Origin of the sequence: Mesobacillus sp. S13, assembly GCF_020422885.1 — a bacterium.
Taxonomy (GTDB): domain Bacteria; phylum Bacillota; class Bacilli; order Bacillales; family Cytobacillaceae; genus Mesobacillus; species Mesobacillus selenatarsenatis_A.
The window spans coordinates 1,573,478-1,599,265 of record NZ_CP084622.1 but is presented as its reverse complement, the minus strand read 5'-3'; the positions used below and the strand labels follow the sequence as shown (position 1 = coordinate 1,599,265).

The following is a 25,788-nucleotide window of genomic DNA, read 5'->3' as shown; positions in this document are numbered from 1 at the left end:
ATGAACGACATCATTGTTTACACCCAGAACGACTGCCCACCTTGCCAAATCATAAAAATGTTCTTAAAGGAATTCGGTTTTCCCTACACAGAGAAAAACATCAGCATTAATGACAAAAGCAAGCAGGAGCTCACACAAACTTACAACTCCTATTCGACACCAACCATCATTATCGGAGATGAAGTAATCACAGGGTTTGACCTGGAAAGGTTGAAAAAAGCTTTGGATATCCAGGATTAGGCCTCAAAAAAAGCGTGAAATCTAAGCAGATTTCACGCTTTTCTCTATAATAATCCGAACAATATTGTCCTGTTTTCATTCCTGAAAATAACGCCTAACTCCATGAATGTCTTCAGCATCGAGAAATTGGGTCCGAATACGATTTCCCCAATCATTTCCTCGTCTGCATTGTCAGCTTCTGCAGGCTGTTTCAGTTCCTTTGCTTTTTCCGGGTACGCTTTGTCGATTACTTCCTGAGGAACTTCATCATAGAGGTAATCTGCTACCTTCCAGCTGCCGTCACTTATTACAAGCTTCAACCCTTCATAATGATCATCGTAGCTTACGGGTCCCTCCGCATTGCCAGGAAAAAATTCGACTACATAAATTTCATTCTCCATTTCCACTACCTTTGTCTTTGCTGAAAAAGCGTAAAATGGAATGTAATAAGGTGCGAAATCTGTTCCATACGTCAGGTATTCATTTTCCTGTCCTACCACATTTTCATCAATGAACCGCGACTTGTAGTCTTCTGTAAAATAAGGATCTAATACTGCTTCAATTTCCTCCATCGTCCTGGCCTTCTCACTTAAGGATACTTGTGAATCAAAAGCTTTTTCGAGGAATGCAAAGACGTCTTTTCTTCCATCCAAATCCGAATTGGCATACGCATTGGCAGGCAAGATTAACAAAAAGGATAACAAAAATAATAGCTTTAACCGCTTGTCCATTTTCTCCCCTCCTCCATGATGACTAGTAAATACAATTTTACCAACATTTACCCTATTTGATTACGAAATTCATTCGTAAAATAACTTCAGCATCTGACACAAAATCTGATGAACATTATCAATTTACCCTCATCTGGCTCGAACTAACGCAAAAGTTAAAAAAATTGTAGTATTATCAGGAACTTCACAAAAAAAATAACCCCCGCTGTGGAGGTTAATATCCGGTTCCTGTGGTCACGGCATAATAAACGACGAACAACAGGGCGATGGAAATGACGATTATATAGGTTAAAAAAATCGGGTTGCGGATATAAGCATGCTCCTGGACAGCCTCTGGGGCCTGTGAATCTAGATTGCCATGAGCCCTTTTCTGTCCTTTACCGAAAGACCAAGTATAGAAAAGGCCTGCAACCAGAACCCCTGCCCCTGCCAATAAGAGCATTGTTGTATATATACTCATATTAAATCCCCCTTTATAGAAGGCTGTATATATAAATTGCACATTTTTGAAATAGGCTATGCGCTGTCCTGTATGTCAAAATAACCCTTCCCGTTCATTAAGAAAAGATGCACTTAAATCCACAAATAAAAATTCTTCTCCATTCAATGGAAGCGAAAACGTCCGTATTACCTCACCTGTTTCAATATCACTGTATCGGTCTGACAGGATTCCCTTTTTCCCTGTTCTCATCCTTATGATGTTCTCAAGAAAATAGGGTCTCCAGCTCCAGTTCTTATTCATGTATATTGGCTGGAGCACCCATTCTCCACCTGTTTTATAAAGGTTAGGTGATAACTGGAATCCGTCTTCATCACATATATACATTCTGAATGCAATTCCATCGAGGCTGGTACCAAGAGACATCAGGAACTCACTTGGATTCTGCCCTTTTTTATTGCGGCTGATCAGTTCCTGGAACTTGGTGTTCAATTCGATTCGTAAATCAAAAAATGAGTGAAGCCGTTTCTTCTCGGATAAAATAAACCCATGTATTTCTGACTTTATTTTTTCCTTAAGAACATCCTTTTCCACCAAGCTACTCTGAGGTTTTCTCAGATAAAATCCTTGATAGAACCTGCCTCCGTTTTTCCAGGCAAACTGCAGCTGATATGGAGTTTCAATGTTTTCAAACAGGAGCGTCGCGCCAATTTTGCGGGCAAGGATGGATAAAGAGTGAAGGACGTCAAGATAAGCAGGGCCTGTATTATTAGACCTTAGCGAGGACATATCAATTTTGAGGATTTCAGGTTCTATACCAGCTATTCGCTCAAAGTAACTGCCTTCGCTGCCAACTTGTGCCATCGCAATTTTTATCCCAAAAGATTTGTAATAATTGATGAGATGCTCTATAGTGCTCTGGACATTCCGGTCAGATATTTCAAGAACGATTTGGTCAGGTCTTATCCCCTGTTCATGAAATGAAAGGAGCAATTGCAAGAACCCCTCTCCATCATCCATCATCAATAAACCAGCATCTTTGTTCACAAACCAAAGAAGATCCTTGTCACCCGAACGGGAAGCAGTTTCCATCGCTTTGGAAAAAACAATGTTTTCTACTTCAATTCGGTACTCTTCAGGAACAGTATCATCCTGAAAAAAAGATCCCAGACTAATTTCATCATCTCCGCTAATAAAACGGCCTAAAATTTCATATCCAATGACTTTATGCTCCTCCGCATTGAAGATTGGCTGAAAAAATGGGACGACATGTTCTAGGTCGGTTAAAATATCAAGAGCATCCAATTCTAACTGAAACCTCCCCCAACATCTTCAAAATGTGTTTCTTACCATTGTTTATATTTAATTTCTTATCATTAATTTGATATGAACGATTTTACCATAATATGAGTATTCCCTCAGTTATACTGTTTCCATTTTCCTCATGTTATAAAATCCGCCTTTCGACTAAAAATATATATAAGCTTATGGAAGGATGATGACATGAAGAAGTGGCTTTTCATCGGCATTCTTCTTCCATTGCTTGGATGCAGTCACGGCTCGCCCGCCGAAAAGGTATTGCGGACTCAACATAGCAAAAATGATCCCATTATGATGGAAAGTCCTGAGACAATTCAGGAAATGGCGGTCCCAAACCCTATTCAGAAACAAGACAAACAGCAACAAAGAAAAACCAATGCGTTATTGAACGTACCCTTGATAAAACAAAATCCAGAACTGAAGTATGGATGTGAAGTGACCAGCCTGGCAATGATGCTTAAATATGCCGGAGCTGAAACGGATAAAATGAAACTTTACACGGAAATACAAAAAGATCTTGATCCTTTAAAAAGATCAGCAAGTGGAGATATATTGAGCTGGGGCAATCCAGCTGAAGGTTTCGTTGGAGATATGACAGGAAAAAGAGCCGGCTATGCAGTCTTCGATAAACCAATGGTTGATTTAATCGATCGTTATTTACCAGGAAGAGCAGTAAACTTGACCGGAAAAGACTTCGAACATGTTCTTGACCATGTTTCCTCTGGTTATCCTGTCGTTGTGTGGACTACTGGTGACTACAGGCTGCCAGATCGCTGGGAATCATGGACACATGGCAATGAGGTAATCAAGACGCCACTGGACTTGCATGCGGTTGTCCTGGTTGGTTTCAATGAAACCACAGTCTACCTGAATGACCCCCTATCCGGTCGAAAACAGGTCCCAGTAAACAAAAAAAACTTTATTGAAACCTGGAAAGTGATGCAGTCAAGAGCAGTCAGTTACCGATAATGAAATGATAAGGCTGGATATCATTCCGGCCTTGTCTTTGTTTTTTCATATATTATAAAGTAAACCTTCATGCACAATGGTATTATCCTGTCCTCTTAGTTTTCCCTCCTCTTTTTCACAAGCACTCTGTGAAGGTTTGAAAGGGAATGGACGATGGTCCTTTTCTTGTGGAATCCTTTAGCGTTTGCACTTACGCCATTAAACACGGCTACTGCATTTCCCGATGTTCCTAAATGGTTAAATCCGTAAACAAACACCTTAATATATCCATTTTTTGCGGGAATAAAGATCATTTCCATCCTAGTATCATAATCGACCAACAATCACACCTCGATTTCCGCTTAGCTATAAAAGACTCGTATCTTTCCTTTCTCTTCCCTTATGTCATAAATTGAAAACACTCTAATATCATCATTAAAGACACTTCCCTAAAATGGTACTTCTATTTTCCAGGTATGTTTGCTAGTATAGTAGAGAAAATTCGGAGATAGGTTGGTATTTTTCATGTCTGAACAAATCACTCGGAGGACTTTTATCAAAAGGGCCGTTGGAACGGTATTAACGGCTGCAGGTCTTGGCACAGGTGGCTATTTTTATGCTCGTGAAGTAGAACCCCGCATGCTTGATATTACACGCCATACTATAAAAAATGCCGCATTGCCGTCCGGGTTTGATGGCATTAAGCTTGTTCAATTCAGCGATACTCATATAGGGTTTCAGTATACAATGGAACAGCTGCAGCAATTGATGACCAAAATTAATAAGCTTGGCCCTGATTTGATTGTTTTCACAGGGGATTTACTTGATGACCCGCGACACTTCACTGAAAAAACCAAGATTATTTCCATGTTGAACAGCTTGAAAGCTCCTATGGGGAAGTTTGCCGTATACGGTAACCATGACCACGGGGGATATGGGTCCAATCTTTATAAACAAATAATGGAACAATCAGGATTCACTTTATTACTTAACCATTCAGCCAACATCAAGCTTCTTGATGGCAGTTCGTTATGGATTGCCGGTATCGATGATGCCATGCTCGGCAAACCTGATTTGAAGTCGGCCCTGGCCAATATTCCCAAAAACTCGTATACGATTCTTTTATCGCATGCCCCTGACAAAGCAGAAGAAGCTGCACATTTCCCGATTCAATTGCAGCTAAGCGGTCATAGCCATGGCGGCCAGATTCAAATCCCTTTTTACGGCCCGCTGGTCACTCCGCCTTTTGCAGAAAAATATGTGGAAGGCTTTTATACAACAGGCCCCCAAAGCTCTCTCACTCTATACGTGAATCGCGGACTTGGAACGACCAGGCTACCGTTCAGGTTCTTATCTCAGCCTGAACTTGCCGTTTTTACCTTTAAAAGCGAAAAAACAAGCAGCTGATCAGCTGCTTGTTTTTGATTTCAAGATGATCTTTTCCTCTGCTTCTAGAGCTTTCAATGGTCTGGCGAAAAAGAACCCCTGTGCCTTTTCACAATCTGCATTTATTAGGAAGTCAACCTGACTCTGCTCCTCGACCCCTTCCGCAATCACTTCCATGCCTAAACTGTTGCCCAGGTGGATGATCGTCGTGATGATCGCGGCATCCTTTCCATTGTACTTGATATCCCTTATGAAGCTTTGATCAATTTTTAGTACATCAATCGGGAACTGTTTCAGATAACTAAGAGATGAATAGCCAGTACCAAAGTCATCTACCGATATTTTAATCCCCAGCTCCTTCAACCGCTTCAGGATCGGGATCGTTTCTTTTGTATCCTGCATGGCGCCTTCGGTAATTTCAATTTCCAAGAGAGATGGATCAATATGATGCTTCTCGATCGAACTCTTGATGATCCTTACTAAATCGAGCTGCATGAATTGCTTAGGAGAAATATTGATAGCAACCCTGATTGGCTTTCCCGCTTTCTCCGTCCACTCCCTGATTTGTCGGCATGCCTCTTCAATGACCCAGTTCCCTATCGGGATAATCAAACCCGTATCCTCTGCGAGCGGGATGAATTCGGCCGGTGAAATAAAGCCTAACTCATTGTTGTTCCAACGCAGCAATGCTTCAAAGCTTGATATTTCATTCGTAACTAAATTGATTTGCGGCTGATAATAGAGTTCCAGTTCATCACGTTCGATTGCCTTTCGCAAATGAGCTTCGAGTGCTATGATATTCACCCCGGTTGACTGCATATCCGACCGATAAAATTGATAGTGGGCCTTTCCTTTTTCTTTGACACTATACAAGGCTTCATCAGCATGCTTAATCAGTGATTCTGCATCCTTACCATCATTCGGAAAAAGGCTGATTCCAATACTCGGTGTAATGTAATACTCCTGGGAATTGAAATAAAAAGATTCATTGAATCTTAATAATACTTTTTGAGCAAACTCTCCAGCACCATGCCTGCCTGTTTTATCAAGGACAATGATAAATTCATCGCCGCCCTGTCTGTAAACCGTACAGTTTTCTTTTTGGATATCGATTAACCGATCAGCTACTTGCTTCAAGATCTGGTCACCAACAAGATGTCCCAGCGTATCATTCAAGTACTTGAAACGGTCTATATCCAGAAACAGAAGGGCAAATTCAGCTTTTTGCATCTCTACATTCTTAACCAGACGATCCAGTTGATCCAAAAGCGCACGCCTGTTGCGCAAACCTGTCAGCTGATCATGGAATGCCATGTACTTAATCAGTTCCGTGCTTTTCGCCTGCTCGGAAAGATCACGAATGATGATGTACATACCCTTTATTTCGGAATGGATCACGATGGGAATTGTCTTCAGGTGGACCGTCAGGAATTTACCTTTTCGGTGCATAAACCGGCAATCAAGCGATTCCTTTGAATTACCCGATTTTGTATCGGATATGACATCCTTAAAAGTCTGCAAATCACTTTCACATATCAAGCTTCCGATTTTTTTAGACTTAAGCTGTTTGACAGTATAGCCTGTCAATAAATGTGCTGCCGGGTTGACATCAAGAATCTTCCCATTTAAATCAACAGAAAAGACAGCATCCAGATTATGGTCAATAAGTGAGCGATACCGTTGCTCACTATCAATCAATCTATTCTTTTCCCTGAAAATCTCTGTCATATCCCTTGTGATCGCTGCAACATATTGAACTTCCCCGTCTGCAGCTTTAATCGGGGTCAAAAGTGTCTCGGCAAAAACCAGCCTATCGTTCTCCAAACCTACCTCATCGTGGAAAACAACCTCTACTCCCTCTTTAACCGTCTTCATGTATTGTTTCTTCAAGGGTTGCAGATGGTTCTGAGGCAAAACTTCATCCATCGTCCTGCCAATATCATGAGGAGCCATCCCGGCGTGGAGCAGCCCGTTCTCATTGGCAAATAAATAACGGAATTGGTTACCAGGTTCGACCTTCATAATAAAAACAAGGTCCTTCACATGTTTAAAAATGATATCTGAAATCATCTGTTCTATTTTTTCGGAAGCAGGTTTGCTCCTTCGTTTAGTTATTCTTGATTGCTTGATCTGATTCATCTAACCATCCTCATTCCAGAAGTACAATAGTACCTGGCTCATGACTTGGAACTAGTTTTATATTCCCATTTTACCTTTTAAAATAAGGAAAAACGATACTATTTTTTAAAAATTTACAATGTTTCGCTAAAAAACGACATTTCACAGCCGCGAGGAGCCCTCTCCTATTATTCAGCATAGACTGCATAGAGGAGGAGATTCTATGTATCATATTGTTAAAAGAGGCGAAACGCTCGCAGTGATTGCCGCCAACTATCGCAGACCATTTCAGCAAATACTTGGAGCTAACCCCAGTATTACAAATCCCGCACTGATCTATCCTGGCCAACGAATCCTGATTCCGGGACTCCCTGACCCTGCTTCAATCCCTTTCTCAATCTCGGTATCATTGAGCGGTAAGAGGCTTACACTTTATCGTTCCGGCAGACAAGTGAAAACTTATCCGGTCGGCATTGGAAAAATGCTGACGCAAACTCCTGTTGGTGAATTTGTGATTGTGAACAGGGAACCTAATCCCGGCGGCCCATACGGCGTCATGTGGCTGTCATTATCGAAGCTCGGTTATGGCATACATGGTACAAACAATCCCGCATCGATTGGCAAGGCCGTTTCGAAGGGATGTATTCGCATGCATAATAAGGATGTACTAGAGTTGGCAAGGCAAGTACCGAATGGAACCAGAGTAACGATCACACGATAGTTCTCCATCCGAAGGCTACTATTTCTCAATCAGCTAAATAAAGGGTATAATGGTATTAGGCGATTAAAAGCCTTGTAAAAACATTGCTTTAAAAATGAAAGGAGCCTAAACCATTGTATAACGAAAGGAACAAGATCCCCCAACTCCGTCCAACGATTGAGAACCTCTCACAAGCAATCTTCACTGTGAATCGTCATGCCAAGACTGCTCCAAACCCAAAATTTTTATATCAGTTAAAACATGATGCGATTAAAAAGATGCTTCAAGAAGGAAAAGCTAAAAAAACCGGCCTTCACTTTTCCAACAACCCAAGAAACAGCCAGCAGCAATCAGACGTCCTAGTTGTTTGCGGTCAATATACCTTCCATATCCCGCCGACTAAACAGGATTTCGAGCAGCTCCCTCATTTAGGAAAGCTTGATCAGTCAGTGAGGAATCCACGTGCTTCCATTTCATTGACCAGTGCAAAAAGGTTATTGTCAACCTACACAGGCTTGAAGGATTCCACCGAGTCCGATGCAGCCGGCAAGACGAGGAAATATGCCAAACCAGTATTCAAAAAGCTTGGAGAGCGTTACCCTTAAAAGAAAGCTGGAAACCAGCTTTCTTTTTTGTTATTCAGTCTATAAAATCAACTCATCAATCTTCAGGACCAGTTCACTAATCTCTGGCTTGCTAATTTGGGCATCGGCACCCACAACGCTGCCCTTGTGGCGCAATTCATTTGTGATAAGAGATGAAAAAATAATGACGGGCAGTTTTTCAAGGATACGATGCTCTTTGATCCTCTTTGTCAGATGATGTCCGTCCATCTGCGGCATCTCTATATCTGTGATGACAAGCTGTACGGCCTCTGAAAATACTTCATCATTCTCCGCAAGGTGTTCAAGATAGGTTATCGCATCCTGGCCGTTTTCAAAGAATTCCAGGTACTGGAAACCCGCTTCAGTTAAAGTGTCGTGCAGCATTTTCCTTAACATGGCTGAATCTTCCGCAATCACGATTCTCTTCAAAGAGCGTTCTCTCGGACCAAGTTTTTTGACATCGCTCACCTTGATTCCAGACTCAGGATTGATTTCAAGAAGGATTTTTTCAAAGTCCAGAAATAGGACCATATCTCCACCAAGCTTGATTACTCCGATTATTTGGCTCTCTTGCCCCTGATACATGTCTGACGGCTTTTCTATTTGAGTCCAGGAGATGCGGTGGATTTGTGAAACCGTATGGACATGGAAAACTGTCTTCTGCTGATTGAATTCTGCAACGATGAACTTATCCTGCTGCGGATTCGTCGATTCCTGAAGTCCTAACGCCGCTGCGACATTGATGACTGGCAGCACTTCGCCCCTTAACTCCATGATTCCTTCCACATACGGATGGGCGTTCGGAATCACCACTACCTGTACAGGGTTGAGAATTTCTTTTACTTTCATGACATTTATCGCAAATTTATTCTGGCCAATGCCAAATTCGACGATTTCAAGTTCATTCGTGCCTGATTCTAATAAAATACTGCTATCACTCATCATGCTCTTCCTTCACTATATAAAATAAGTACCATATACCTATTATCGGCTGTTGAAAATGAACTGTTTAGCTAAAATAAAGGCTCTGTTAAACTCGGCTGTTGATTTTCGTTCCAGACGCTTCGCTTTCCGCGGGAAGTCGGCGAGCCTCCTCGGCGCTTTCTCCGGGGTCTCCCCATGACTTGCGCATCCCGCAGGACTTTGAATTACATGCTTGAGCCTGCCCACGCACGAAGGAAATGCGTTAGCATTTTCGACGAGTCTACGAGCCTTCCAATACAATCAGCAGGGCATTAAAAAAACAATGTGCTTTAACAGAGCCAAATAAAAAGGGCACTCATATGAATGCCCGTTCTTCATCTATTCGTAGGAAATCCATTCCTGAAAGAATTGATCATCATTTAGTTTGAAATAAGATTTGGTAAAACGAATCCATTCAGCTGTATCAACCTCTTGATAAGAATAAAGTTCAACATATTTACTCAAATAGTCGAATGCCTCTTTTTCCCCACCTGTAAGCTCCCAAAGCTTCAAAGGAGGAATTTCATAATTTGCTCCCATAAAGCCCCCATTTAGATATTCATGCAAAGGCAGATGAGCGAGTGCGGTCGTTCTTGCTGCATGTTGTTCCGCAAATGCAAAGGTCTCTTCGGGTGTTTTTTTGTCATGTCCGATTAAAAATAGGTAGGTGGCAAAATTCGTTAAGCCTTCATCAATAAACACGTCATAGTACGGATCATTGTTTACAGTTCCATAGAACCATTGGTGTGCTATTTCATGGATAAGAGCAAAATATTGTGAACCTCTTCCTTCATCTTTATGACCCTCATTAAATGGACCGATTGTCACAATCCCAGGGTATTCCATCCCACCTTCGTCCGTTATGATATCAATCTGTTTTTGTGGATATGGAGAGAGTTTGGCGGAAAAATAGTTTAATACATTAACGGATTTATCCAGTATCTGTTTTAGGCTTTCTGTAGAAGCCACTCCTGCCACTCTAACTTCAACGTCTCCAGCGGTTTGTTGAACTACCTCCATATTCTTGATTAAAGCCATGTAAAACTCTTTCACATTTTGACTTTCAAGTTCACCACTGGCAGAAGGATTAGCAGGGTCATTATCCGCTGTACTCAGAACCATATATTCTTCTGGCAGGCTATATTTCACTTTAAAATCGCTATAATCCGTAAAATAAGATTCACCTGATACAATGTAATCTTCTTTTCTCCATCCAGAGTGATAGGTTGCGAGCATAGGATACCACTCAGCCAAATAAATATTGTTAAAATTGTTTGATAAACGGAATCCAAACTCGGGTACAGTTAATGTATACCTTACCGTAACCGATCTTTCCTCCCCTGGTTTAAAGCTCTCTTCAAGAGGAAGATACAGTGTATCATGGTCTAACAGATAATCGGCTTTCTCCCCATCAAGTTCAATACTGCTAATGGATACTTCTGCAGCATTTTTCAAAGATTCAGGCTTATTTTCTTCCGTGAATGCGTTTGGTATAAAATAAAACACTATTTCATTCCACTCATCTTTTGAGATGTTTTCCACCTTCACTTCAGCAGTCACTGTAAACTTTTCCTCGGAATCCATTGTTAAATCAAGCTTGTAGGTAGCTTTATTTTCGTTTTGTATTGGATCTGGCCTAAAGTTGGAAATGGAATCATCAGGTCCCCCCTTTACGATCTTTCTCTGGGCAGCCTTGGGGTATTCAGGTATTCCAACTATCTTTTTCTCAACAGATGTTTCCTTGCTTACATGTCCCTTTCCTAAATGAGCTTTTAGCTCTTTTTTTTCCTGTAAAGTATTTGGAGTATGACTGCATGCAGATATCAGAGTTATTGCTAATAAGAACATCATCACCTTCTTCATTTTTACCCCCCCTTTTTTATGTATGTATTTCTATTAATTCCACACATATCCAAAATATTCCTGAACTATTCAATAAAAAAACAAACCGAAAATTCGGTTTGCCATGTTCAAAATATTAAACCAGTGTCTTGCCTAATACCTGATTGACTTGCTTTTGGTGATGAAGGTCATGCTGGATGAAGTCTTCAAAGTATGTCCCTATTGTCAGCTGATGATTGGAGATTCTAAAGGATACGGCCAACTTCTCACTGTCCGTTTGTTCCAGCATTTCACGATAAGCTTTTCGTATTGCCAGAAGTTCATCCAAAACTTGCTCTTTTGTGGCCTTATTTTCTGCATATTCACGAGCACGGTCATTAACACCCTGAAAATCAGGATAGGAAGGCAGATCAGCTCCTTCTTTAAAATAAGGGAATCTTTCTTCTAATGAGTATTGATCCCAAAGAAGCAAATGCGCTACAACCGCTGCAACAGACCACTTTCCCTCTCCCAAAGGCATATTCCACTCCGCGTCCGATAGTCCTTTTAGTGAATGGATCCATCCATCAAATTCTTTATAATGTGCTTTCATTTGTTCCAAGTTCAATCAAACCACTCCTTTTGGTTACTCCATAAATAATATTCTACACTTCATTGAATTTACCTTTTTGTTTAAGGCGACGATTTTTACACCTTTGGAGGTCATCATGGTAAAATAATGATATGCAATCGGAGGGATGAAAGAAGTGGAACATTTAATTAACGATAGAGTAAAGAGTATTGAAATTTCGGGAATCAGGAAATTCTTTAATATGGTGGCAGATGTTGAGGGCATGGTATCACTGACTATAGGCCAGCCAGACTTTCCGACACCTGAACATGTCAAAGAAGCGGGCAAGAACGCAATAGATGAGAATATCACTACATACACTCATAATGCTGGACTGATCCAGTTAAGAAAAGCGGCAGCTGATTTTTATCGAAAAAAATATAATGTAGATTATTCGGCCGAACATGAAGCGATCATTACAGTAGGCGCGAGCGAGGCTATCGATATAACTTTCAGGAGCATTCTTGAAGAGGGATGTGAAGTCATCATCCCCGGTCCTGTTTACCCGGGGTATGAACCAATCATTAAGCTATGTGGTGCCAAACCAGTCTATGCGGATATCAGGAATACACAATTCAAGATGACTGCAGAGCTGATCGAAGGTTTGATAACTGATAAAACAAGATGTATCGTCCTTCCCTATCCATCCAATCCTACAGGAGTCAGTTTGAATGAGAAGGAGCTGCAAGAAATAGCCAAGCTTCTAAAGGACAAGGACATCTTTGTACTTGCCGATGAAATATACAGTGAGCTTGTTTACGAGCAGCAGCATATTTCCATTGCCCAGTTCATGAAAGAAAAAACAATTGTCATTAACGGTCTTTCCAAATCCCACTCAATGACCGGATGGCGGATAGGCATGCTTTTTGCACCTGAATATCTTGCAAAGCATATCCTGAAAGTTCATCAATACAATGTGACATGTGCAACTTCGATTTCGCAAATGGCTGCATTAGAGGCTTTGACAACCGGGATCGATGACGCATTGCCGTTGAAAAAGGAGTATGCTTCAAGAAGGGATTATGTTTTCAACAGACTGCAGTCAATGGGTCTTGAGGTAATCAAGCCTGATGGCGCATTTTACTTTTTTGTCAAAAACCCAGTATCCAATATTTCATCATTCGATTTTTGCATGAATTTGGTCAATGAAGCCAAGTTGGCAGTCGTTCCAGGGAGTGCTTTTTCTGAATATGGAGAGGGATATTTCCGCCTTTCCTACGCATACTCAATGGACACGCTAAAAGAAGGACTTGACCGTTTGGAAAAGTATTTGAACTAAAAGGAAAGCCGTTCCTGCTTTGGAACGGCTCAGACTGTAGTTGAACTCGATGAAAATCGTGTTTGCCTGCAGTCTTTTTTGGATTGGTACAAGTAATAAGGTATATTTACCCCTTGTATTTCCCGTTATTCTTTGGAGCTTTCTCTTTTTTCGCCTTATCCTTGTGAATCTTATTTGTCGCTGCACTGCCAATCTCATGTGAGAATTCAGAATCGATGACAGCAGAGTCGAACCCTTTTTTGTTCTTTTGCTGCGGGTCATTCTTTTTCGTCCTTTTAGCCATAGATTACCCCTCCTTTAGGTTTTAGTATCTTTACCAAGGCAGGGGTCTATGACTAGCAAATATTATGATTGTTTCCAGTACTTATACAGCGCCTGTGTGCCGCTGTTTTCTTCGCCTTTTTCCGCAAGTTGTTCATATAATGATAATGCAAGCGACAGACCAGGCACTTCCATATCCATCCGCATTGCTTCATCCAAGGCGATTTTCATATCCTTGATAAAGTGCTTGATGTAAAACCCTGGCTCGAAATTTCCGTCAACCATCCTAGGTGCCAGATTGGAAAGAGACCAGCTGCCTGCTGCTCCCGTCGATATGCTTTTCAATACAGTTTCCGGATCCAAACCCGCTTTTTCCGCATAAATAATCGCTTCACATACACCAACCATATTGGTGGCAATTGCAATTTGGTTGCACATCTTCGTGTGCTGCCCAGCACCAGCCTCACCTTGGTGAACAATATTCGTTCCAAGGATATTGAGAAGAGGTTCGACCTGAAGGAAAGCCTCATTATTACCGCCTGCCATAATGGCGAGCCTTGCCTCACGGGCACCGATATCACCTCCAGAAACAGGGGCATCGATTGCGTGAATGCCTTTATCTTTTGCCTTTTCATGAATCCTTTTTGCCAGGGAAGGAGTCGACGTCGTCATATCAATTAAATAACTGCCTGGCTTTGCATTGGCGATCAGTCCGTCTTCACCCAAATAAACTTCCTCCACATCAGAGGGATACCCGACAATCGTAAAAATGACATCCGCCTTCTGTACGATGGCACGAGGTGAATCTGACCAAACAGCTCCTTTTTCCAGCAAATCAGCTGCCTTCTCCTTCGTTCTAGTATAGACAGTGAGCTGATAGCCCGCCTCGAGTAAATGCCCTGCCATACTCTTTCCCATAACTCCAGTACCAATAAAACCAATCACCGTATCTTCCTTAGACAGCATATGCACTCCTTCTTCCCTTATATATTTTAGATATATTTTAACACTTGAAACAGCAAAAGGCCGAGAATTTAACTTCTCGGCCTCCAGAGCGATCTACCATTTTATGCGCAATATTAGTGTACCCTGACAGCAGTAACCCCAAACCTTGAATATTGATTTTTGATTATCTTATCAGATAAACATTGATAAAGATAAAAACTTCTGATTGTTCGATTTGACCTTGCGCCAAAAAACTACCTATACTATGTCTATACTATGTTTAGAGGTGCGGCTATGTTTTATAAAGAGCTCTATGTATTTGACAGCAACAAACCAATAAAAGCAATCATCCGTAGTTATACAAAAGATGATTTTGAGCAGTTGATTACGGTACAAAAGGAAGCCTTTCCTCCACCTTTTCCAGAAGAACTCTTGTGGAATACCGAACAGCTGAACAATCATATCACATTATTTCCGGAAGGAGCACTTTGTGTAGAAATTGAAGGGCGGATCGCCGGATCCATAACTGGTTTGATTGTTCAGTTGGCAAAAGGCGATGAAGACCATTCGTGGGCAGACATAACCGATAACGGTTACATTCGGAATCATGATCCAGAAGGCAATACCCTTTATATTGTCGATATTTGCATAAGCCCCGCTTACCGTAAACTTAGTCTTGGAAAGTGGATGATGCAATCTATGTATGAGACAGTCGTCCAACTGGGACTTGATAGACTTTTAGGTGGCGGCCGGATGCCAGGATACCACCAGCACTCTGCTGACATGACCATAGACCAGTATGCAGAAAAAGTGCTGCAAGGAGAATTGAAGGACCCAGTCGTTTCCTTTTTGCTGCGTTGCGGCCGTACACCGGTCAAACCAGTCGCAAATTATCTGGAAGACGAAGAGTCATTGAATTATGGAATGCTGATGGAATGGAAGAATCCATTTAAAGTTTAGAAGCTGCCGGTTTTTGGCAGTTTTTTTTATATTTATAACCATAAGGGGCGGAGTGGGGACTTCAGTACTTGCCTGAATTGTTGCTGCTTTTGACAGCTCTGACTGTCTTCCTTATGAATCTGTCTTAAGTTGGGCTGACTTCTGACAGCTTTTCTGCTTTTCCCTTCAAACCTGTTTTAAGTTGACCTTTCTTTTGACAGCTTTTTGCTTTTTCCTTCAAACCTGTCTGAAGATTGGTCCCTCTATAACTGCTTTCCTGGTACTTCCCATCCTTTTCAGATTTCACTTAAAGGCTCTTAAGCACAAAAAAAATGCCGGCTGATGAACAGCCGGCCAAATCTGGGGGAAAATGAGAATGATTAGCTTACTTTCAGTCTAACCAAAGTGCTTACTCATATATACCCGCCCTATATGGGTTAAAACATTTTTTATATTACAGTTATGTTACAAAGAAACAGCCTTGTTTACTGCTTCGACCACTTCTTCAGTAGTGCTCATGTTGAGAACGCTTGAAGCCAGTTTTTCCATATCTGCTTTGTTTAAGTTCCTGATCAATGAACGTGCTTTCAGGATGGAAGAGGCACTCATTGAGAACTCATCAAGGCCGAGGCCAAGCAGGATTGGAATCGCTGTTTCATCTCCGGCCATTTCTCCGCACATTCCAGCCCACTTACCTTCTTTATGAGCCGCATCAATGACCATTTTCACAAGACGAAGAATCGATGGGTTGTATGGCTGGTACAAGTATGACACTTGCTGGTTCATCCTGTCCGCTGCCATTGTGTATTGGATCAAATCGTTTGTCCCGATACTGAAGAAGTCGACTTCTTTAGCGAACTGGTCTGCAAGGACTGCAGTGGAAGGAATCTCAACCATGATACCGAGCTCAATGTGTTCAGCAACCTCGACGCCTTCTTTAACCAATTTTGCTCTTTCTTCTTCAAGCATTGCTTTCGCTTCCCTGAACTCGTTCAGAGTTGCGATCATAGGAAACATCACTTTCAGATTGCCATGGACACTAGCCCGCAATAGCGCGCGGAGTTGTGTACGGAAAATATCCACTTCCTCAAGGCAAAGGCGAATAGCCCTGAAGCCAAGGAAAGGATTCATTTCTTTTGGCAAGTTTAAGTATGGAAGTTCTTTGTCGCCGCCGATGTCCAATGTACGAACAACAACCGGCTTTCCTTCCATGCCCTCAAGCACAGCTTTATATGCTGTATATTGTTCCTCTTCAGTAGGAAGCTGGTCCCTGTCCATGTAAAGGAACTCTGTACGATAAAGACCTACACCCTCGCCGCCATTTTCAACTACACCCTTTAAATCCTTAGGTGTACCGATATTCGCTGCAAGTTCAACATGATGGCCATCAGCCGTTACAGACTTTTCATTGACAAGTTTAGCCCACTCAGCTTTTTGCTTTTCGAAATCTTCCTGGATCTTCTTATAGGCTTCAAGCACTTCAGGAGTAGGATTGAAATGAACTTCGCCCTTCAATCCGTCAACAACGACGATATCCCCATTGTTGATTTCTTCTGTTGCTGCCTTTGTGCCTACAACTGCAGGAATTTCCATTGAACGAGCCATGATCGCAGAGTGTGAAGTCCGGCCACCGATATTCGTTGTGAAGCCTTTGACAAACTGGCGATTCAATTGAGCAGTATCCGAAGGTGTCAGGTCCTCAGCCACGATGACAACTTCTTCAGCAATCATGCTAGGATTAGGAATCTGGATTCCAAGCAAATGAGCTAATACCCGTTTTGTTACATCGCGGATATCTGCCGCTCTTTCTTTCATATATTCATTGTCCATGGATTCGAACATGCCAATGAACATATCTGCCGTTTCTTTTAATGCATGCTCTGCATTGACATTTTCAGTTTTGATCTTATCTTCGATGGGTGAAATCAATTCTGGATCGCTTAATACTAGAAGATGAGCATCAAAAATGGCTGCTTTATCAGCTCCTAAAGCAGTTCCAGCATGGTCACGGATTTTTTCCAGCTCAGCTTTTGCTGTCTGAAGTGCTGACTGAAAACGGGCGATTTCTTCAGCAGGCGCATCGATGGTCTTTTTTTCAAAAGAAAAATCCGGTTCTACCAGCTTATAGGCTTTCGCGATCGCAATGCCATTTGAAGCTGCAATACCTTGAAGAAAGCCCATTATTCAGCTAAACCTTCTTTTTTCAAAGTTTCTTCCAATGTATTAAGAGCATCTTGCTCGTCGCTTCCTTCAGCGATGATTGTGATTTCTGCTCCCTGGCCGATCCCTAATGACATAACACCCATGATTGACTTAAGGTTAACCTTTTTCTCTTTATATTCTAAGTGTACTTCTGAATCGAACTTGCTTGCAGCCTGTACCAGCATTGTAGCAGGGCGAGCGTGGATTCCTGTTTCAGCAACAACCTTGAATTGTTTTTGTACCATACTATATCATTCTCCTTTTAGATAGATGATTAAGATGACCATACATGATGCCTTTTCCAAAAACTAAATGGTTCAATTCAGCGAAAGGTCAAGACTCAGGCCTAGCCAAAATGATATTTGTATTTTACCCATTTGTATTGTTCTTTCACACCATATATTGTTTCCAATCATTTCCTCAGAAATATGGATTGGCATCCCACACAAAAGAATAGCATTTTGCATAGGGATAGACAATGAAAAAACCCTGATTTTTAAAGGTTTAGAGCATTTTTTTCAGTAAAACGTTTTCATTTTAACGAAATTGTGACAAAAACAGATTAGCGTCTAAAAAAGTGTCTAAAGTTTTCTTTCAATCCTGTCTTGCTTTCTTCCTTCTTTAACTTTTCGATTGTGTTGATTTGCTTTCTCACCTTTTTTATTTCGCCCTTGAACCAGACCTCCGATTGAATGTCCAGCTGTTCTCCATACCTGACCTTTTCGTATGTCTGGATCGTCCGTGGGTCATATTGTATGCTAAGCCTATCGAACCATTCTTTAATGTCTTCATGGCTAAACCGACCCAACTCCTTTTTATGGGCATATTGTTCGAGCTGAAAAATTTCTTTCCTAACATGATTGTCTGGTATAGTCTTCTTTCTTCTTGTAAAATCACTGCCATTTGTTGCACCATCAACAAAGGTAGTGGTGACATATCCTGGTTCTGCTGCTTCTTCCTCCTGTGACCTGCTAAAAAGGTTTGTTCTTTTATAAATAAAGTAAAATCCTATGATAATTAGCAATACGAACAGTATAGGCCCCAAAAAATTCGGGTCAAAAACTTGCTTGGATTGCTCAATAGGTGATTCATTTTCCATATTCGGCAATTGTCCCGAAAATGCTTTATTGGCTCTTGCCTGCATTTCAGGAGAACCAATCCAGGAGAAAAGTGGATATAACAAGAAGGAGAGTGTCCACCCAATCAATTGAAGAACAAAAAAGAAAATTTCTTTTATTAAATTTCTTCCGAATGTGATAACTGAAACAAGCAATAAAATAACCCCAATGAGCTTAGAGTACGAGACGAAAAATCTCTTTTTCGAGTGCACTTCTACATCCATCCACTTCAGAAAAAATTGTCCTGACAATATGAACAGCAGCTGGAAGATTAGAAGGAATGCAATTTGAATCAGATATGACCCGCCATAAAAATAAGCAAGCGGCGAAACAAATAACCCGATCAGAAAGGTGAGAACAAGCCATACACTTTCTGAATGGCTGGTTGAATCTTGATGGAACTTAAGTACTCTCCAAAAAATAAATATAGCCATAATCCCAGTATAGAAATTCTCCAGATTGCTTAAGTTGCCTGCAACGAAAAGAAGCGACATGACTGCCAATAAATATAAAGGTTTTGCAATTTGAGGCTTCAACTCCAATAAAAGCTTAAAAAGAATGGAAGCTGCAGCGGCCATGATCATCGTTGAGAGCAAAGGCATTTGTTGTGAAGATAGTAAATGGAATACAACCAGAATGAGGCTTGCAAAGGTCCATTCTATATAAAAGCGGAATAAGACATTCAAGATCCGGCTTTTCATTTGCCTGCCACATCCTTCAATAAAATATTCATCGGCTCAAGTAATGCCTGTTCATTATGCGATCTCAGCTCGAATAACTGGACACCAGCATTTTTCCATTCCTGGATCATTGCATCTGCTCCTGCTGTCCGAATACCGGCATGGATCATGGTCGGTGCAATCGGTAAATGCCTTTTATAAAAGAACAGCAGTTGCTCATACGGAATCGTTGGTGAATGGAAATCTGCCATTGCCAGCAAATCAAGAAGCTTTTGCAGATGGTCCTTACCAGATCCTAATGGCAGATAAGTAAACGGTGTGAATCCAGCAGACCTAATATTCATGCAAAGCGAGAAGGGAATGTTTCTTCGATGAAAGTAATAGGCCATTTCCGCTGTACTGCTCATCAAAAATTCAAGCTTGCTGGTCACTGAGTATCCATCAGAAATATTGACGAACAATACGGCCCCCGCCTCATTGATCCGCTCATATTCCTTCGTTTGCAGGACCATTTTCCTTGCACTTGCTTTCCAATTGATTCGGTTGAAGCTGTCTGTTGGCAAATAATCCCGTGTGCCTATAGGTCCCATATTGTCTTCGAACAATGAAAAAAAGGATGGATTATGACCAGGCTTAACTGATTTGTGTTTATCCATATTTTGCACTGCAATTGTTTTTGGATAGACAAGGGCCTCCATATTGATAACATCAGTGAACTCGAGGATCGTATCTCCGAAACCAAAGAAGTGCGGTATATGGAGCTCTATTTTCCTGATTTTTGATAATCCTCGCTTTTCTGCGACAAAAGGGATAGTGATAGTGATTTTTTCTTTTTGTCCCACCGAAAATGGCAGGCTTACATCCACCTTTGAAGAATGGATATGATACTCTCCTGAAAAAGGGACAACCGCACTATCAAAATAGATGGAGAGATTGCCTTTCATGATTGGAAGACCTTGATTGAGAAATTGTAGAGTCCATTCTCCTTTGTCTCCGATAAAAAAGCGATTCCGCTTACGTTCATTATCAAACAACAAACCCTTTCCAATATGCTTCAGATAATACGTATTCCCACCAGCAATAAACAGGATCATCAACCCTGCCCCAAACATCAGCCAGGAATTTATGTAAAAGCTTGCAATCAGCAATAGGAACCCGAGAAAAGCCAAAATGGATAGAAAACGGTCTTCAATGACGATTTTTTTCCACTGCATGTGCTTAAACCTCAACCTCAACCGGCAGCGGAATGGACTCCAGCAAATCCTCGACTACTTTTTCCGGAGTCATTGTCAAAGATGCCTCGGCTGATAAATAGATTCTGTGTCCTAACACAAAGGGTGCCATCTCTTTGACATCATTGGGCACTACATAGCTTCGACCTTTTATCATAGCCCTGCCCTGAGCAGCCTTTACTAAAGCAAGCGTACCACGGGGACTGATGCCTAATTCAATAGAAGAATGGCTTCTCGTTTTCCGAATGATCTGCAATAAATACTCTTCTACAACCTCAGTCAGCTTCACATTCATGATTTCTTGCTTTAGAGAATTGAGATCCTCTTCACTGATAACCGGTTTGACTTCATTCCTTGAAGTGCCAAATCTATGTTTTTTGATCATTTCTCTCTCTTCATTTATTTCTGGATAACCGAGAGATAACTTAATAAAGAACCGATCCATCTGCGCGACAGGAAGCTGGAATGTCCCTTGCTGTGACTCCACAGGATTCTGGGTGGCAATCACGAGGAAAGGAGATTTCAAAGGAATCGTGTGGCCGTCGATGGTAACCTGGTGTTCCTCCATCGCCTCGAGCAAGCTTGACTGAGTTCGCGGTGTTGCACGGTTGATTTCATCTGCCAAAAGTATATTGGTAACAATCGGGCCTGGTTTTAATTCAAATTCCTGAAGTTTCGGATTAAAAAACTGAATCCCTGTAATATCACTAGGCAAAACATCTGGCGTAAACTGAATCCTGGAAAATTGACTGCTAATCGCAGCTGCAAATGTTTTAGCTAGCAATGTCTTCCCTGTGCCTGGTACACTTTCCATAAGAATATGGCCATTGTTCAGAAGGGCAATCAACATCATTTCTATTTCATCCTCACGCCCTACTACATTTTTACCTATTTCTATTTTTAGCTGCTCTAATTTACTTACCAGTTCCATTCAATTCTCCCCCTTAAGTGTCTGTTCTTTTTTATGGAGATGCTTATGAGAAGTTTACCATTAGGACGTAAAAATGTGAATTTTCAGCCATTTTTATCCAAATAAAAAGGAGCACTTTTTAAGTGCCCCCAATTTTTTTACTTTGTAAGTAAAAGCTGATCTCCTTGTACTACATTTAATAGTTTGTCCAGCTCCTGGCTTGCTGATATGGTTTGAACGCTTAGAAAACCTGTTTCCTTAGCCGCAGAAATCATTTCTCTCCGTTTGTGTTCGATTTCTTCCATAAGCTTATCTTGGCACATAGTTTCCATTTACCATCACCTCACCAGTATGTGTTAATATTTTACTACTATTCCACTAATAGGGATAGTAAAATGTGAGTTGAAAGCATTATTTTCTCTATTAACTTCGCGCCTCTTCCACATATGTGAAGATTACGTCTCCACCCCTTTGCGCAATTCCCCTAAAATGCTTGAAATCATCTCTTTTTACCAGGAATTCACGAAATGCCATAAAGTCTTGTTTCGCCACAAAGATTTCCTCTACTTCTCTATTTTTCAAACTTTCCAGCATTGTAATAGCCTGATCCTTATCCAACTGAACCACCTCTTATTTCTTATCCTAAAACTATTTTATCCTCTGGTCATTAAATTGCAAATGCGTTATTTATCTGGCCTTGTTTTTCAAATGGGTTAAAAGGGATTGAATTAAAAAACATTTTAAATTAAATCTGGATGGAATTGTATCTTTTCTATATAATAGTTTATATAAATTGAATTTTCTAACTTTTATAAATTGAAAATTTCGTGAACATTTAAAATTTAGTGCGTATTTTCCTTTACGCTTGCTAAATTTTAAGGCAAAATGTTAGTAATTCGAAATATAACGAAGGAGCGAGTTATTTGAAGAAAGCCGAAGTTGGAAATGTAATCGAATTCAAAGAAGGATTGCAAGGTGTCGTAGAAAAGGTCAATGAAAACTCCGTAATTGTTGATTTGACATATATGAACAATTTCCGGGATTTAGAGCTTGATCAACGCACTGTTATCAATCACAAAAACTATAAAATTGTTAAAGAAACAGCTTATTAATCTAGAAATGCGTAAGCGGCTTGCTCAGCCCCGACAAGCGCTGAAGGTCCGACCGATGAAGTCGTTCTTTGACTTCATTGGGCGGACCGAAAACGAAATGCGGAGGCGACTGCCCAACTCCGACAAGCGTTGGAGGGCCTGACAGTGAAGTCGCTCTTTGACTTCATTGGCAGGACCGAAACGTCTCGAGGAGTTAGGAGCCGGAGCTGGACAAGCGACTCGAGCTGCTCAAAGCTAACGCTTCTCGCAAGATACTCGAGGAAGCAGTTTCATGGATGAAAACTGGCTAGGCGCTGGAGCTAGACACTGTTCAAAGTGTAATAGTTTTTACTTCATTATAAAAGAAACTGAAGCAGCCTGAGCTGCTTTTTTTATTTATCCTTTATTTTCCTTACCGGCAAGTTCCTTGAAGGATTTAACTTTTCCGTGTGGATGTTGATCTTGCTTTCGGACAGTCCAGTTACGTTCTTTCTCACGTTTTGATTCTGACATGGTCTTCCCTCCATTCAAATTTTCGTTCAATCTTACTATTCCCAATCTGAAAGAAATCATTTCCTTACAAATTCAATGAATTATTTGGTACAATAAATTTTGTTTCTGGAAAGGGGATTATATAGAATGATGAATTGGATGGCGGATCGCAAACTGATTATTGGTATTTTGATCGCTCATCTCCTTATGTTTTTTACCTTCGAGGATAAAAACGTATTCTGGTATATATTCACAGCTTCGATGCTGGTTTTGATTAGTTATTCCATCATTAATGAAGAAATCGAGGACAATGCTTCCACCCTATCTTATTTGACGATAGGGGTTGTTTCCGGACTTGGTTTGTTTGGACTTTTTTGGCTTGGAAGTTTCCTGATTGAAGTACTCAACCTGCCTTTCTCCAATCAAATATCTCGTCTGTACAGCAAATTTTCACCTGACTTGTTCTGGCATTATCTTGTCCTTGTGCTAATCATAGCGCCGGGCGAAGAAATATTCTGGAGAGGGTTCATCCAAAAACGAATTGCTAAATACTTTAGCATGAAAATGTCGATTATTCTTTCAGTTATATTGTATGCCTCTGTCCATCTCTATTCCGGTGAGTTCATTTTAGTTTTAGCCGCAATCATTGCTGGGCTTGCTTGGAGTCTTTTATACGCATGGAAACGGAGCATGCCGCTTGTGATCGTCTCGCATATCGTATTTGATTTATTATTGTTTGTTTTTCTGCCGCTTAACTAATGAGCAACTCTCCAGAATGACCCATGCCAACTTTTGGATATGGGTCATTTTCATTATTGTCCGATCTGCCTGTCCATGATATTTTGTTAATGCGACAAAGTATTGTAACTTTCGTTATTCATTTCCGTCTAAAAATGTAGAAATCAACATATGAAATCACAGGGGGCAATTAAGACATGAACAAATATGTAAAACCTTTATTCGTAGTTGGATTATCGTCAATGATCATTGCAGGCTGCGGCTCTCAGGAAGAATCGAAGCCGGCGGAAAAAGCACCTGCCGCCCAACCGGCTGCTGCGCCAGAAAAAAATGATGATAACCAAAACAAGACAGACCAGGAAAAAGGGAATGAAGAAGGCTTGATCCGGATTATGGAGCAAAATATTGCTTATACATTGGATGGCGAGCAAAAAGAACAGACTGCTTTCCTGAAACACAATGATAATCAAAACTACTCCATGTATGTTTTGCCTGAATATGAACTGTCAGCAGAAGAACCGAATAAGGATGTACTTATGTGGACTGAGGATGACAGTGTATTCATGCGAATCGAATTGCTTCCCAATGACGCAGAATGGTCAATAGTCGAAGAAAATTCAAAAGCACAGCTAGCCGCTGTCGGTCCTGAAGTAAAAGAGGCACAAACACCAGAAGACCCATTCTTCAGCAATACATGGGCCAGGGAAACTCAAAGCGGATCAGATATCGTAACTACTTATTTAATTAAAGATGACGAACAACCATTAAAGCTGACTTTGTTCACAAAAGAAGGTGCTGACCACCGCAGCGCGTTCTTGGAGATGGCCAAGACAATTATGAAAGAAGATAAATAAAAAAAGAAGGGGCTGCTCCCTTCTTTCTTTATTTGTCCACATGGACTGGTTTCATCCATAACAAGACAATAAATATCAAACTGATATAACCAAAAACCGGATACAGGATTGAAAGAAGCGTCCCATAGTCGATTAAGCTGATGAAATAACATATGACAAAAAGGAGTGAGACGACGAGCAGGCTCGGCAGCTTAATATACTTTTGGATCTGTCTTTCTAGTCCAAATATATTGCCAATCACGGAAGTGAAAATTTCACCATATACAATCAAGACGAAAATCCAGTAAAGTCCAGCGGCAAGCTGTTTCATGACGACAGCCATCGGAATCTCAAATGTTTCAAATCCAGGCAGCATGATTAAAGTCAAATGGCTTGAAAGCAGAATTAAGGTCAGCGCAATCCCGCCCAGGATCCCTCCCCATTTCACCGTACTATCGTCTTTCATCTCGGCTGCTACAGGTACTAGTACTGCCTGAGCCAGCGACAGATTCAGTGCTGTATATGAAAAGGGGCCGATCACAGCCTTCCAGCCATCCTCTGCATACGGAATGAAAACAACCTGTTCGATGAATCCAGGCAGCTTAACTGACAGGAAAAATAAAATCAAACTGAACAAGATCATCATTGGCACGACAAAAGTATTCACTGCAAAGACGCCCTTTAAGCCGACAACCATGACAGCAAGCGACAGTGCAATCGTGACAAAGATTCCCAGTGACTTGGTCAACCCAAGCTGCTCCTCAAAAACAGCCCCTGCGCCTGATAACATGACGGCACATACACCAAGCAGCATAAACAGCATCATCACATTGATGATTCTGCCAAAAAACTTCCCAAATAAATGTACATTCATTTCTTCATATGAACGGGCACCGATCGCCGCTGCGATTCGCATCAATTTTGCACCCATATATGTAAGAATATATCCCGCCATGAAAACACCAATCAATCCAAAAAGTCCAAAGCGGGAAAAGAATTCGACGATTTCCCTCCCTGTCGCAAAGCCTGCTCCAACAACGGTACCGACATAAACAGCAGCGATTTGAAAGGCAGCACCCCAATTTGTCTTCAAAGCGTTCCCCTCCCTCCTTCTCAATATATGTATGGATAGACAAACCATGACGAGCTTTTTTAATTCAAGACCTAATACAACAATTTCTAAAAAA

At 41.1% G+C, this 25,788-nt stretch carries 30 protein-coding genes; 10 read left to right on the top strand and 20 right to left on the bottom strand.

From position 1 onward, the window contains the following. Positions 1 to 240 carry a glutaredoxin family protein gene (locus LGO15_RS07970; RefSeq protein WP_226087282.1) on the top strand — a complete coding sequence of 80 codons (240 nt, stop codon included), beginning with the start codon at positions 1 to 3 and terminating at the stop codon, positions 238 to 240. Between the two features lie 44 nt (positions 241 to 284). Here LGO15_RS07970 and LGO15_RS07965 read toward each other — a convergent pair whose 3' ends face one another. The 3 genes from LGO15_RS07965 to LGO15_RS07955 all read right to left on the bottom strand — a co-directional run bounded on the left by LGO15_RS07965 (position 285) and on the right by LGO15_RS07955 (position 2,694). Then, entirely contained in the window at positions 285 to 950 is a 666-nt protein-coding gene (locus LGO15_RS07965; RefSeq protein WP_226087281.1) for a DUF3993 domain-containing protein, read from the bottom strand. A gap of 214 nt (positions 951 to 1,164) precedes the next feature. Next, positions 1,165 to 1,410 carry a hypothetical protein gene (locus LGO15_RS07960; protein ID WP_226087280.1) on the bottom strand — a complete coding sequence of 82 codons (246 nt, stop codon included), beginning with the start codon at positions 1,408 to 1,410 and terminating at the stop codon, positions 1,165 to 1,167. A gap of 75 nt (positions 1,411 to 1,485) precedes the next feature. After that, a complete protein-coding gene (locus LGO15_RS07955; RefSeq protein WP_226087279.1) occupies positions 1,486 to 2,694 on the bottom strand; it encodes an EAL domain-containing protein in 1,209 nt (402 codons plus the stop codon). Positions 2,695 to 2,892: 198 nt separating this feature from the next. On the opposite strand from LGO15_RS07955, the gene LGO15_RS07950 reads away from it, so the two are divergent. Then, positions 2,893 to 3,678 carry a C39 family peptidase gene (locus LGO15_RS07950; protein ID WP_226087278.1) on the top strand — a complete coding sequence of 262 codons (786 nt, stop codon included), beginning with the start codon at positions 2,893 to 2,895 and terminating at the stop codon, positions 3,676 to 3,678. A gap of 95 nt (positions 3,679 to 3,773) precedes the next feature. On the opposite strand, the gene LGO15_RS07945 is transcribed toward LGO15_RS07950, so the two are convergent. Beyond that, positions 3,774 to 3,998, bottom strand: a complete 225-nt coding sequence (locus LGO15_RS07945; protein WP_167831909.1) for a hypothetical protein — start codon at positions 3,996 to 3,998, stop codon at positions 3,774 to 3,776. Between the two features lie 184 nt (positions 3,999 to 4,182). On the opposite strand from LGO15_RS07945, the gene LGO15_RS07940 reads away from it, so the two are divergent. Further along, positions 4,183 to 5,064: a metallophosphoesterase gene (locus LGO15_RS07940; RefSeq protein ID WP_226087277.1), complete on the top strand. Its 882-nt coding sequence runs from the start codon at positions 4,183 to 4,185 to the stop codon at positions 5,062 to 5,064. On the opposite strand, the gene LGO15_RS07935 is transcribed toward LGO15_RS07940, so the two are convergent. Further along, entirely contained in the window at positions 5,065 to 7,182 is a 2,118-nt protein-coding gene (locus LGO15_RS07935; RefSeq protein WP_226087276.1) for a sensor domain-containing protein, read from the bottom strand. It abuts the gene before it with no gap. Positions 7,183 to 7,384: 202 nt separating this feature from the next. Here LGO15_RS07935 and LGO15_RS07930 point away from each other — a divergent pair, with 202 nt between their 5' ends. Next, positions 7,385 to 7,882: a L,D-transpeptidase family protein gene (locus tag LGO15_RS07930; protein WP_167831911.1), complete on the top strand. Its 498-nt coding sequence runs from the start codon at positions 7,385 to 7,387 to the stop codon at positions 7,880 to 7,882. 113 nt (positions 7,883 to 7,995) lie between these two features. Next, the gene (locus LGO15_RS07925; RefSeq protein ID WP_167831912.1) at positions 7,996 to 8,466 is read left to right on the top strand and encodes a YkyB family protein; all 471 of its coding nucleotides are present in this window, start codon (positions 7,996 to 7,998) and stop codon (positions 8,464 to 8,466) included. A gap of 39 nt (positions 8,467 to 8,505) precedes the next feature. Here the strand turns inward: LGO15_RS07925 and LGO15_RS07920 are convergent, their stop codons facing one another. From LGO15_RS07920 to LGO15_RS07910, 3 genes are all read right to left on the bottom strand, one after another. Next, entirely contained in the window at positions 8,506 to 9,411 is a 906-nt protein-coding gene (locus LGO15_RS07920) for a chemotaxis protein (RefSeq protein WP_226087275.1), read from the bottom strand. Between the two features lie 357 nt (positions 9,412 to 9,768). Then, positions 9,769 to 11,292, bottom strand: a complete 1,524-nt coding sequence (locus tag LGO15_RS07915; RefSeq protein ID WP_226087274.1) for a M1 family metallopeptidase — start codon at positions 11,290 to 11,292, stop codon at positions 9,769 to 9,771. 115 nt (positions 11,293 to 11,407) lie between these two features. After that, entirely contained in the window at positions 11,408 to 11,878 is a 471-nt protein-coding gene (locus tag LGO15_RS07910; RefSeq protein ID WP_226087273.1) for a DinB family protein, read from the bottom strand. A gap of 139 nt (positions 11,879 to 12,017) precedes the next feature. Here LGO15_RS07910 and LGO15_RS07905 point away from each other — a divergent pair, with 139 nt between their 5' ends. After that, complete coding sequence (locus LGO15_RS07905) at positions 12,018 to 13,160, top strand: aminotransferase A (RefSeq protein ID WP_226087272.1); 1,143 nt, start codon at positions 12,018 to 12,020, stop codon at positions 13,158 to 13,160. Between the two features lie 106 nt (positions 13,161 to 13,266). Here the strand turns inward: LGO15_RS07905 and LGO15_RS07900 are convergent, their stop codons facing one another. Next, complete coding sequence (locus LGO15_RS07900; RefSeq protein ID WP_167831916.1) at positions 13,267 to 13,443, bottom strand: hypothetical protein; 177 nt, start codon at positions 13,441 to 13,443, stop codon at positions 13,267 to 13,269. Between the two features lie 62 nt (positions 13,444 to 13,505). Beyond that, entirely contained in the window at positions 13,506 to 14,387 is an 882-nt protein-coding gene (locus LGO15_RS07895; RefSeq protein WP_226087271.1) for an NAD(P)-dependent oxidoreductase, read from the bottom strand. A 273-nt stretch (positions 14,388 to 14,660) separates the two neighbouring features. On the opposite strand from LGO15_RS07895, the gene LGO15_RS07890 reads away from it, so the two are divergent. After that, on the top strand, positions 14,661 to 15,326 hold the full coding sequence (locus LGO15_RS07890) for a GNAT family N-acetyltransferase (RefSeq protein WP_226087270.1): 666 nt from the start codon (positions 14,661 to 14,663) through the stop codon (positions 15,324 to 15,326). 124 nt (positions 15,327 to 15,450) lie between these two features. Here LGO15_RS07890 and LGO15_RS07885 read toward each other — a convergent pair whose 3' ends face one another. The 8 genes from LGO15_RS07885 to LGO15_RS07850 form a co-directional block, all read right to left on the bottom strand. Continuing rightward, positions 15,451 to 15,612 carry a hypothetical protein gene (locus LGO15_RS07885; RefSeq protein WP_226087269.1) on the bottom strand — a complete coding sequence of 54 codons (162 nt, stop codon included), beginning with the start codon at positions 15,610 to 15,612 and terminating at the stop codon, positions 15,451 to 15,453. A gap of 158 nt (positions 15,613 to 15,770) precedes the next feature. Further along, positions 15,771 to 17,486: a phosphoenolpyruvate--protein phosphotransferase gene (gene ptsP, locus LGO15_RS07880; RefSeq protein ID WP_226087268.1), complete on the bottom strand. Its 1,716-nt coding sequence runs from the start codon at positions 17,484 to 17,486 to the stop codon at positions 15,771 to 15,773. Further along, positions 17,486 to 17,752, bottom strand: coding sequence for a phosphocarrier protein HPr (locus LGO15_RS07875; protein WP_167831919.1), 267 nt, complete (start codon positions 17,750 to 17,752; stop codon positions 17,486 to 17,488). The genes ptsP and LGO15_RS07875 overlap by 1 nt, the downstream gene beginning before the upstream one ends. 317 nt (positions 17,753 to 18,069) lie before the next feature. Next, the gene (locus LGO15_RS07870; RefSeq protein WP_226087267.1) at positions 18,070 to 19,326 is read right to left on the bottom strand and encodes a hypothetical protein; all 1,257 of its coding nucleotides are present in this window, start codon (positions 19,324 to 19,326) and stop codon (positions 18,070 to 18,072) included. Beyond that, positions 19,323 to 20,519, bottom strand: coding sequence for a DUF58 domain-containing protein (locus tag LGO15_RS07865; protein ID WP_226087266.1), 1,197 nt, complete (start codon positions 20,517 to 20,519; stop codon positions 19,323 to 19,325). The genes LGO15_RS07870 and LGO15_RS07865 overlap by 4 nt, the downstream gene beginning before the upstream one ends. Positions 20,520 to 20,523: 4 nt before the next feature. After that, a complete protein-coding gene (locus LGO15_RS07860) occupies positions 20,524 to 21,468 on the bottom strand; it encodes an AAA family ATPase (RefSeq protein ID WP_226087265.1) in 945 nt (314 codons plus the stop codon). 137 nt (positions 21,469 to 21,605) lie between these two features. Beyond that, positions 21,606 to 21,779, bottom strand: coding sequence for an aspartyl-phosphate phosphatase Spo0E family protein (locus LGO15_RS07855; RefSeq protein ID WP_226087264.1), 174 nt, complete (start codon positions 21,777 to 21,779; stop codon positions 21,606 to 21,608). 91 nt (positions 21,780 to 21,870) lie between these two features. Beyond that, complete coding sequence (locus LGO15_RS07850) at positions 21,871 to 22,065, bottom strand: hypothetical protein (RefSeq protein WP_167831923.1); 195 nt, start codon at positions 22,063 to 22,065, stop codon at positions 21,871 to 21,873. A gap of 305 nt (positions 22,066 to 22,370) precedes the next feature. Between LGO15_RS07850 and LGO15_RS07845 the strand changes: the two genes are divergently transcribed. After that, positions 22,371 to 22,559 carry a YkvS family protein gene (locus LGO15_RS07845; protein ID WP_023615106.1) on the top strand — a complete coding sequence of 63 codons (189 nt, stop codon included), beginning with the start codon at positions 22,371 to 22,373 and terminating at the stop codon, positions 22,557 to 22,559. Positions 22,560 to 22,934: 375 nt separating this feature from the next. Here the strand turns inward: LGO15_RS07845 and LGO15_RS07840 are convergent, their stop codons facing one another. Then, positions 22,935 to 23,051 carry a DUF6254 family protein gene (locus LGO15_RS07840; protein ID WP_226087263.1) on the bottom strand — a complete coding sequence of 39 codons (117 nt, stop codon included), beginning with the start codon at positions 23,049 to 23,051 and terminating at the stop codon, positions 22,935 to 22,937. A gap of 126 nt (positions 23,052 to 23,177) precedes the next feature. Here LGO15_RS07840 and LGO15_RS07835 point away from each other — a divergent pair, with 126 nt between their 5' ends. Together LGO15_RS07835 and LGO15_RS07830 are read left to right on the top strand one after the other, a co-directional pair. Continuing rightward, positions 23,178 to 23,789, top strand: a complete 612-nt coding sequence (locus LGO15_RS07835; RefSeq protein ID WP_167831924.1) for a CPBP family intramembrane glutamic endopeptidase — start codon at positions 23,178 to 23,180, stop codon at positions 23,787 to 23,789. A gap of 176 nt (positions 23,790 to 23,965) precedes the next feature. Continuing rightward, a complete protein-coding gene (locus tag LGO15_RS07830; protein ID WP_226087262.1) occupies positions 23,966 to 24,622 on the top strand; it encodes a hypothetical protein in 657 nt (218 codons plus the stop codon). A 28-nt stretch (positions 24,623 to 24,650) separates the two neighbouring features. On the opposite strand, the gene LGO15_RS07825 is transcribed toward LGO15_RS07830, so the two are convergent. Next, complete coding sequence (locus tag LGO15_RS07825) at positions 24,651 to 25,694, bottom strand: YkvI family membrane protein (RefSeq protein WP_226087261.1); 1,044 nt, start codon at positions 25,692 to 25,694, stop codon at positions 24,651 to 24,653. Positions 25,695 to 25,788: the final 94 nt, after the last annotated feature.

What these genes read in the sequence shown, in the direction of transcription:
- LGO15_RS07900 (WP_167831916.1), bottom strand. Translation starts at nt 13,443, where the DNA reads ATGGCTAAAAGGACGAAAAAGAATGACCCGCAGCAAAAGAACAAAAAA.
- LGO15_RS07835 (WP_167831924.1), top strand. Translation starts at nt 23,178, where the DNA reads ATGATGAATTGGATGGCGGATCGCAAACTGATTATTGGTATTTTGATC.
- LGO15_RS07965 (WP_226087281.1), bottom strand. Translation starts at nt 950, where the DNA reads ATGGACAAGCGGTTAAAGCTATTATTTTTGTTATCCTTTTTGTTAATC.
- ptsP (WP_226087268.1), bottom strand. Translation starts at nt 17,486, where the DNA reads ATGGGCTTTCTTCAAGGTATTGCAGCTTCAAATGGCATTGCGATCGCG.
- LGO15_RS07915 (WP_226087274.1), bottom strand. Translation starts at nt 11,292, where the DNA reads ATGAAGAAGGTGATGATGTTCTTATTAGCAATAACTCTGATATCTGCA.
- LGO15_RS07940 (WP_226087277.1), top strand. Translation starts at nt 4,183, where the DNA reads ATGTCTGAACAAATCACTCGGAGGACTTTTATCAAAAGGGCCGTTGGA.
- LGO15_RS07840 (WP_226087263.1), bottom strand. Translation starts at nt 23,051, where the DNA reads ATGTCAGAATCAAAACGTGAGAAAGAACGTAACTGGACTGTCCGAAAG.
- LGO15_RS07895 (WP_226087271.1), bottom strand. Translation starts at nt 14,387, where the DNA reads ATGCTGTCTAAGGAAGATACGGTGATTGGTTTTATTGGTACTGGAGTT.
- LGO15_RS07870 (WP_226087267.1), bottom strand. Translation starts at nt 19,326, where the DNA reads ATGAAAAGCCGGATCTTGAATGTCTTATTCCGCTTTTATATAGAATGG.
- LGO15_RS07970 (WP_226087282.1), top strand. Translation starts at nt 1, where the DNA reads ATGAACGACATCATTGTTTACACCCAGAACGACTGCCCACCTTGCCAA.
- LGO15_RS07960 (WP_226087280.1), bottom strand. Translation starts at nt 1,410, where the DNA reads ATGAGTATATATACAACAATGCTCTTATTGGCAGGGGCAGGGGTTCTG.
- LGO15_RS07935 (WP_226087276.1), bottom strand. Translation starts at nt 7,182, where the DNA reads ATGAATCAGATCAAGCAATCAAGAATAACTAAACGAAGGAGCAAACCT.
- LGO15_RS07855 (WP_226087264.1), bottom strand. Translation starts at nt 21,779, where the DNA reads ATGGAAACTATGTGCCAAGATAAGCTTATGGAAGAAATCGAACACAAA.
- LGO15_RS07890 (WP_226087270.1), top strand. Translation starts at nt 14,661, where the DNA reads ATGTTTTATAAAGAGCTCTATGTATTTGACAGCAACAAACCAATAAAA.
- LGO15_RS07865 (WP_226087266.1), bottom strand. Translation starts at nt 20,519, where the DNA reads ATGCAGTGGAAAAAAATCGTCATTGAAGACCGTTTTCTATCCATTTTG.
- LGO15_RS07875 (WP_167831919.1), bottom strand. Translation starts at nt 17,752, where the DNA reads ATGGTACAAAAACAATTCAAGGTTGTTGCTGAAACAGGAATCCACGCT.
- LGO15_RS07950 (WP_226087278.1), top strand. Translation starts at nt 2,893, where the DNA reads ATGAAGAAGTGGCTTTTCATCGGCATTCTTCTTCCATTGCTTGGATGC.
- LGO15_RS07860 (WP_226087265.1), bottom strand. Translation starts at nt 21,468, where the DNA reads ATGGAACTGGTAAGTAAATTAGAGCAGCTAAAAATAGAAATAGGTAAA.
- LGO15_RS07930 (WP_167831911.1), top strand. Translation starts at nt 7,385, where the DNA reads ATGTATCATATTGTTAAAAGAGGCGAAACGCTCGCAGTGATTGCCGCC.
- LGO15_RS07920 (WP_226087275.1), bottom strand. Translation starts at nt 9,411, where the DNA reads ATGATGAGTGATAGCAGTATTTTATTAGAATCAGGCACGAATGAACTT.
- LGO15_RS07830 (WP_226087262.1), top strand. Translation starts at nt 23,966, where the DNA reads ATGAACAAATATGTAAAACCTTTATTCGTAGTTGGATTATCGTCAATG.